A 2,266-nucleotide genomic window follows, 5' to 3' on the forward strand; every position below is an offset into this window, starting at 1 on the left:
AATGGAGACATATCAAGAATTGCTTTTCTTAATGCTAAATATCCTTCTCTTTTAATATATTCTTTAATATTTTCTGGGTTAATAACCCCGCAATTTCTTAGTAATATCCTTTTTTGGTATTTGTAGAAAGGTATATCTTTGTATTTTGGAATAATTTCTAATGTTTTTGGATTCTTATATACTAAATGTTCCACCAAATCCGATTTTATAAGTGTCTTATCAATTATTTCAGGAACATCCTCTATCAAAGTATGGCAATACAAAATACCTTCTGGCTGTACAACAACAATTGGTCCCATCTCACATAAACCATGACAACCTGTAATTGAAATTCTAAAATTTTTGTCAAGACTTCTTCTTTTTATCTCATTTAAAAAGGAAAGATAAATACTTTCAGAACCACCTGCAATACATCCTGTTCCTCCACAACAGAGTACTGTTTTTTCATATACTTTGTGGGACATTTGTTTTCCTTTTATTAGATAAATTATTTTTAAATTTTAAAAAGCACATTTTAGTTTAATTTATTATCAGGATAATTCCTCTAAAATTTTTAAAATTTTACTAGAAGTTAATTTTGGTATAACTTTTTTATTAATCATTGCTGTTGGTGATAGACCACAGGATCCTATACAATATACTGCTTGGAATGTAAATTTCATATTTTCAGTAGTTTCACCTTTCTTTATCCCAAGTTTTTCTTCTATTGTTTTAATAATTTTTTTAGAGCCTTTTACATGACAAGCTGTACCATCACATAGCTGTATCAAATTTTCTCCTTGAGGTTCTAATCGGAATTGTGAATAAAATGTTGTTACTCCAAAAACTTGATTGTAAGGAAGATTCATTTTTTCAGAAATTGCTTCCAAAATATCAATAGGCAAATAACCTAATTCATCTTGAACTCTTTGCAGGATTGGTACTAATCCCTCATTACTCTTATTCATTTTATCTATAATCTTTATAATGCTATCCATTTTCAAGCTCTGATAATCTATTTAATTATCAAAAAATATTTTTAAAATTCTAAATAAAACTCCCTAATTGCTAAAACCATAGTTTAATTAAAGTTTTTATGTTATATAGATATAACAAATATATATTTTAGACCTTTAAAATCAATTTTGACTTTTTATCCATTCAGTTGCAATTTTAAAATCATTCAAAGTATTTACATTAAATAGGGACATAAAATTGGGATCAAATTTTTCAATCTCGTTTTTTTCAACAAATTTTACGCTTACTTCTTTAAAAAAATCAATTATTTTTAGATTATCTGAATCTATTAGCTTCTTTATTGGTTTTAAGCATCTCTTAGAATAGGTTGCATGTAATGGTTCAAAAAAATTATCTACTTTGGGTATAACTACATCATATTCTTTAGAATAAGAAATAATATGTTTAAGGAGAGATATATTTAAAAATGGCATATCACATGCAACTACAAAAGTGGAATTATTTTTTGCAAACAGCAGTCCAGAATAGATCCCGCCTAATGAGCCCTTATATGGAATTATATCCTTTATTAATTTTACATTTAAAGAGTCAAATTTTTTGGGTAAATAATCAAATTTTTTTAGAATATTTGTGACAATAATAATCTCATTACTTAATCTTCCCATCTTTTCTACAATCTGGTCAATTAGAGTTCTGCCTCTAATCTTAAGAAAAGCTTTTTTTTTACCAAATCTTTTACTTTTTCCACCAGCCAATATCACTGAGCTTATTTCAAACATATTTTATTTTTGTTAAGCTCCTTTCTGCAATGTCCCTGTTTGGTAAGGTTAGATGAATTATTCTATATATGAGTTTTGTAATATATTAGTATTAAGAATTTAGATGGAGAAATAATTACGGTTTTTTGTTCTAAGCATAACTTACATTTATTTTTTATATGCTATATTACAAGACCTGACCCATACATCCTTCATTCCTCTACTACAATAATGTCTCCAGCTTTAACTTTCCCTGGTTTTATAACTTTAGCAAATATTCCCTCTTTGGGCATAATGCAATCGCCAATTTTATAATAGATTGAACACGGACGCGGACAAACTTTTCCCTTCTGTGAAACTTCAAGTATAACATCATTGCCTATTTTTAATCTATTTCCAATAGAAATTTTTAATAAGTCAATTCCTTCTGTTGTTATATTCTCAGCAAAAGAACCACTACTTATGTTAAAACCTTTTTTTCTCATCTTATTGATGCTTTCTTTAGATAAGAGGCTTACTTGCCTATGCCATTTTCCTGAATGAGCATCTCC

The 2,266-nt window shown here is 27.6% G+C and carries 4 protein-coding genes; all 4 read right to left on the reverse strand.

What is annotated here, in order from left to right:
* Positions 1-464: NAD(P)H-dependent oxidoreductase subunit E (locus tag KKC53_03380; protein MBU2598206.1), on the reverse strand; the 464-nt coding region annotated here is incomplete at its 3' end.
* A 66-nt stretch (positions 465-530) separates the two neighbouring features.
* Positions 531-977 carry an NADH-quinone oxidoreductase subunit NuoE gene (nuoE, locus tag KKC53_03385; protein ID MBU2598207.1) on the reverse strand — a complete coding sequence of 149 codons (447 nt, stop codon included), beginning with the start codon at positions 975-977 and terminating at the stop codon, positions 531-533.
* A gap of 141 nt (positions 978-1,118) precedes the next feature.
* On the reverse strand, positions 1,119-1,736 hold the full coding sequence (locus KKC53_03390) for a molybdenum cofactor guanylyltransferase (protein MBU2598208.1): 618 nt from the start codon (positions 1,734-1,736) through the stop codon (positions 1,119-1,121).
* A 191-nt stretch (positions 1,737-1,927) separates the two neighbouring features.
* Positions 1,928-2,266, reverse strand: a 339-nt coding sequence (locus KKC53_03395) for an MOSC domain-containing protein (protein MBU2598209.1), incomplete at its 5' end; no start/stop codon positions are given.

This window comes from Actinomycetota bacterium (genome assembly GCA_018830725.1).
Lineage (GTDB): Bacteria > Actinomycetota > Humimicrobiia > JAHJRV01 > JAHJRV01 > JAHJRV01.

Excerpts from the sequence above, each read along its gene's own strand:
- nuoE (MBU2598207.1), bottom strand. The coding sequence starts at position 977 with ATGGATAGCATTATAAAGATTATAGATAAAATGAATAAGAGTAATGAG.
- KKC53_03390 (MBU2598208.1), bottom strand. The coding sequence starts at position 1,736 with ATGTTTGAAATAAGCTCAGTGATATTGGCTGGTGGAAAAAGTAAAAGA.